The sequence below is a fragment of the Okeania hirsuta genome (genome assembly GCF_003838195.1).
Lineage (GTDB): Bacteria > Cyanobacteriota > Cyanobacteriia > Cyanobacteriales > Microcoleaceae > Okeania > Okeania hirsuta.
Window position 1 is genome coordinate 1 of record NZ_RCBY01000378.1, and the last position, 4,671, is coordinate 4,671.

Consider the following 4,671-nt stretch of genomic DNA (forward strand, 5'->3'; position numbering starts at 1 on the left):
CTCTTCGATACTTTTGTGTGGTTCTAGCTTTAACAATCTCGGCATGGCGATCGCCCAACTCTTACTATTCATCCCTTAATTTATCAGGTTTAATTTTTTTATACCGATGCTACCGGATTTGATATTATATCATGTCCGGATAATCAGCGATAAAAAAACCTTCTCCACTTGAACCTTTCTTTACCTTCTGCCTTCTGCCTTCTGCCTTCTTCAAGATGATAATTTATCCACAAAATTTTGATGTTCTGCTGTAGCTAACCCCAGTTGTACAACTTCAATTACTTTGATTAAATTTCCTGTTAATAAAGCTGCTTTATCTAACCATAAACCAGGAAAAACTTCACTACAAATTATTCCCTCGGAATTAGGTTGAAGCTGAACATATTCCCCTTTTTGTAGGCTAAACCAATCAATTTCTCCATCTTCGACGCGCCAAACCAGATATTCTTGAACTTGATTACGACGATAGATTTTCTTTTTTTCATGCACATCAATAGAAACAGTACTAGCAGCAATTTCTACTATTAATTCCGGTGCTCCTTCCACATAACCATCTTCACTAATAATTGACTGTCCACCATTTTCAATTCGCATTAAAGCATCGGGTTGAGGTTCATTATCTCCATCCAAACGAACAGTCGAATTATCTCCAAGTTGCACTCCTGGTGTTGAAGCACGATAGAGTAATAGCCATCCCATAATTGAAGCATGGGGTTCACCATGTTGGGTCATTCGTAAAGGAGATGCCATATAAACTGTTCCCTCAATTAATTCTGCTTTTTTAACATTTGACTTACTGTAACGATTTTCAAACTCAATTCGAGTTAAGCGATCGCCATTTTCTAGGGTGGGAATTATTGATGTTAATACTGTATTTTTAAATCCAATTTTCATAACCATCTGGCCTCAATATGTTAGATTTTGTTAGTAAATATATAATATAAAATATTAATTTTTGAGGTGTTTTGAATTGTCAAGGATAGGCAAAGTTTAGTTATTAATACTATTGTTAAATGTGGTGTGATTTTACTATCTGAATTAGATGCGATCGCTAATTTCAATTTGGTATTCCATGCTTCTGTTTGAGCTTGGTTAATGCTTGCTTTGCTGGAAAAGTGCGTCCCTCTTGCACTGAATTTCAACCTGCCTGAATACCTTCTATTGCTTGTATGCGGTCTACTAATTCTAGTAATTTTTGGTATGACTCTGCATCCTGAACTACGACTTCTGCTTTACCATTAACTGTGAGGATGAGTGGGTTTCCGCTTTCCTTAATTCGCTGCAAGTATTGGGTGGTATTACGTTTGAAGTTAGTAAGGGAGTCAATGTCTTTGGTTATGTCTAGCATCTTGTTACTTAGATAATTATTTAGCATCATATTAGCATTTTTTTAGATGTTTGGTAAGTCAGCTACTAGAAAAAAATCAGGGGCTAATTTTACCACTGAAGCTCTATATTGGTATAAATTACAAATGAAAATATTGTAGAAGCAATAAATTTTTGATATGACTGCTATGGTTATTTTGTTAATTTCATTCGTAACAATAAACTTTAAATCTCTTGCTGAACTGATAACTGATAACTGACTAAGGCGGCTGAAACGTTTATATGTTAAAGTCTACAAGTCTCTGCGAGAGAGAAGACAACCGTCGACCTGGCCCTAATTGAAAGAAGTCCTTATGCGGGAGGTGCCCCATTGAATGCGATGATGTATCCTTCTCCCAATTTAGCTCATCGTAGCTCAACAATTCGTCATCCCCCTTCATCCATCCTACTGAATTTCCAAAATTTTTCCATACCCGCCAATCATACTCTTTTCTTCCACCCAAATTATGGTAAATTTTCTTCTGCACAGAAAAGCCAAATTTACCATCACTATATTTTACCCAAAGTCTGTCAATTGTGCGGAGGTCTGTACAAGGAAAATTGTCTATATCTTGTTGGGTTAAATGTCCTTGCTCCTTTAGCCCCGGTACTTTCAACATTAAACGAGAAGTTTCTGTATCTGCCTCTTTCCATCTCTTTTGTTTTAGTAGATTTTCTAGGGTGGAATAGTCTGCATTTTTGTTTTTTGGCGTTGTTGTATTCTTGGTTTGTTCTGTGTTTTCTCCTAGGTAATGTACTCCTATAAAAATACTTATTCCCAATACTCCTACTCCGATAATTCCTGCTACAAAATTACCTTTTAACTTGAAAGTATTAATAGTATGCCAAATTATTTTCAAAGCTTTTAAAGCTTTTTCATTAGCAGGAGAAACTGCTAAAATACGATTCCATAATTGTTCTGCTAATTCTAGATTACTCTCATTTTCTGCTTCTAATGCCTCTTCTCTGAGAGTAGCAATATATTGTTCATTTGGCTGCTTTTTCAATAAGATTAAATGATATTTAGTAGCAGGTTCAACAATAGCATAAGGAGTTTGCCGAGGCTTTTTAAACTGACTATTAATATTAGGAACTTGATGACGTAAACGATTATATAATCTTTCTACAGTGGCACAATTACCTTCACCTTTAATTCTTAAAGATTCTAATAAAGCATAGGTAAAAGAACCCTGTTGTATCCTTTCATACTCAATTTCATAAGACTTTTCATTCGGGTGACAAGAAAAAAATGCAATTACTCCTTTTTGCTTTTCTTTTCCTATACCTAAACCTTTTGAACTTTCCTGACTGCGACAAGCATCCAAAAGTAAAATCACATTATCTGCTCCACATCGCCTCAATCTTTCTGTCACAAAATAAAGGGAAATAGCAGTATCTTCTACTCCATCTGGATGAGGGTCAGCATCAGCAGGCATCAAATAATCTCGGTCTTTAAAACGCATTCCATGACCGCTATAAAAGAACCAAAAATTATCACCTGCGGATAAAAATTCCTTGTCAAATATTTCTCGTAAAAATCTTTTGAGTCTGCCGTAAGTAGGTTGGGAATTAAAAGTTTTACCTGCATAATTAATTGAGGGTGAATTATCAGTAAATAAATAAATATTCTCAAAACCTGCTTCATTGAGAAAATAATTCTGCATTAATTTAGCATCTCTCTGAGCATACTTAAGATTTGGCATACTATTGTAATTGTTAATCCCAATACAAATAGCCCAATTTTTTGCCATTCTTTAAGACCCCTTAAATTCTAATTACGGCTGAAAAGCTTATGTGTTTAAAATTTACAATTTTCTGTGGGAGAGAATAGAGATTACTTCCCATCCATCCTTACCCTCTACTCCTTTCTTAAAAACTAGGCATCCTGGAAGATGTCCTGCCCTAGCTTCATTCAAGTAAAAGGTCAAGTCAGAGTAATATGACCATTCTCCTTCTCTGTACCAACCTACTTCGTGACCAAACGCTTCCCATATTTTTTCATCGTAACTTTTTGTACCATCTAACATATTTTTATAAATTTTCTTCTGTACAGAAAAACCAAACTTACCATTGCTATATTTCACCCAAAGTTTGTCAATAGTTTGGAGGTCTGTAGTAGGAAAATTTTCAATCGACTCAGGTTTTAAATAAGTTGTTATTAAAATTTCTGGTAATACCCCGTCATCTAAATCTATGTCATCTAACCCGAATAAATTTTTCTGTTGTCTGGCGCATTTTAGCATTGCTCTAACTGTTTCTTCATCTGCCTGTTTCCACTCACCATTAGCTAGGAATTTGCGGAGTTTTGTATAGTCTACGTTTTTCTCAGAAAGTAACTTTATTTCATCGTTTTGAGGGCTAGTTTCAATAACTTCTGATTGAGGTTCTATAGGTTCTTCCATCTGCCAAATTCTTCTCAAAGCTTTTAAAGCTTTTTCATTAGCAGGAGACACTGCTAAAACGCGAGTCCATAAGTGTCTAGCTAATTCAATATTTTTCTCTACCTCGGCTTGATAAGCATCATTTTCTAGTGTGGCAATATCCCTCAAATTTGCCTGTTTTTCCAACAATATTAAATGATATTTAGTAGCAGGTTCAACAATAGCATAAGGAGTTTGCCGAGGCTTTCTAAATTGACTATTAATATCGGTAACTCGATAAGACAAACGATTATATAATCTTTCAACAGTGGCACAATTACCTTCACCTTGAATTCTTAAAGATTCTAATAAAGCATAAGTAAAAGCACCCTGTTTTATCCTTTCATCCTCAATTTCATAAGACCTTTCATTAGGACTACAAGAAGCAATTGTAATTACTCCTTTCTGTTTTTCTTCTCCTATACCCAAACCTTTTGAACTTTCCTGACTGCGACAAGCATCCAAAAATAAAATCACATTATCTGCTCCACATCGCCTCAATCTTTCTATCACAAAATAAAGAGGAATAGCAGTATCTTCTACTCCATCTGGATAATTAGCTCCAGTATCTACTGGATCTTTCTCACCAGAGACTTTTGAAGCAGTTTCATCAGCAATAATCCAAATTTTCTTGTCTTCCATGATAATAATTAGGTCTAATTCTTAAAGTTTTGGTTATTTTTCAGTGGTTGCCCAGAGATAATCTCTATATTTTAACTTATTTTATTTTTAGATAAACTCTTGAGAGCTTACAAAGTTTTTTGAGACTGAATCTTGCCCCCCTAGCCCCCCAATTTTGGGGGGAACAAGAGTCAATTTGCTATCTTTAAGTCCCCCAATTTTGGGGGATTTAGGGGGCGCGTGATGTAGCAACTTTCAGAGGATA

The 4,671-nt window shown here is 35.3% G+C and carries 4 protein-coding genes; all 4 read right to left on the reverse strand.

Annotated features, from left to right (window positions below; translation table 11 throughout):
* Positions 1-210: 210 nt before the first annotated feature.
* Complete coding sequence (locus D5R40_RS30450) at positions 211-894, reverse strand: Uma2 family endonuclease (RefSeq protein WP_124147759.1); 684 nt, start codon at positions 892-894, stop codon at positions 211-213.
* 244 nt (positions 895-1,138) lie between these two features.
* Positions 1,139-1,348, reverse strand: a complete 210-nt coding sequence (locus D5R40_RS30455) for a type II toxin-antitoxin system Phd/YefM family antitoxin (RefSeq protein ID WP_192901224.1) — start codon at positions 1,346-1,348, stop codon at positions 1,139-1,141.
* Between the two features lie 256 nt (positions 1,349-1,604).
* On the reverse strand, positions 1,605-3,116 hold the full coding sequence (locus tag D5R40_RS30460) for a GUN4 domain-containing protein (RefSeq protein WP_124147760.1): 1,512 nt from the start codon (positions 3,114-3,116) through the stop codon (positions 1,605-1,607).
* Positions 3,117-3,170: 54 nt separating this feature from the next.
* The gene (locus tag D5R40_RS30465) at positions 3,171-4,427 is read right to left on the reverse strand and encodes a GUN4 domain-containing protein (RefSeq protein WP_124147761.1); all 1,257 of its coding nucleotides are present in this window, start codon (positions 4,425-4,427) and stop codon (positions 3,171-3,173) included.
* Positions 4,428-4,671: the final 244 nt, after the last annotated feature.

Coding starts and splice junctions, on each gene's coding strand:
- D5R40_RS30450 (WP_124147759.1), bottom strand. CDS start 894: ATGAAAATTGGATTTAAAAATACAGTATTAACATCAATAATTCCCACC.
- D5R40_RS30455 (WP_192901224.1), bottom strand. CDS start 1,348: ATGCTAGACATAACCAAAGACATTGACTCCCTTACTAACTTCAAACGT.
- D5R40_RS30460 (WP_124147760.1), bottom strand. CDS start 3,116: ATGGCAAAAAATTGGGCTATTTGTATTGGGATTAACAATTACAATAGT.
- D5R40_RS30465 (WP_124147761.1), bottom strand. CDS start 4,427: ATGGAAGACAAGAAAATTTGGATTATTGCTGATGAAACTGCTTCAAAA.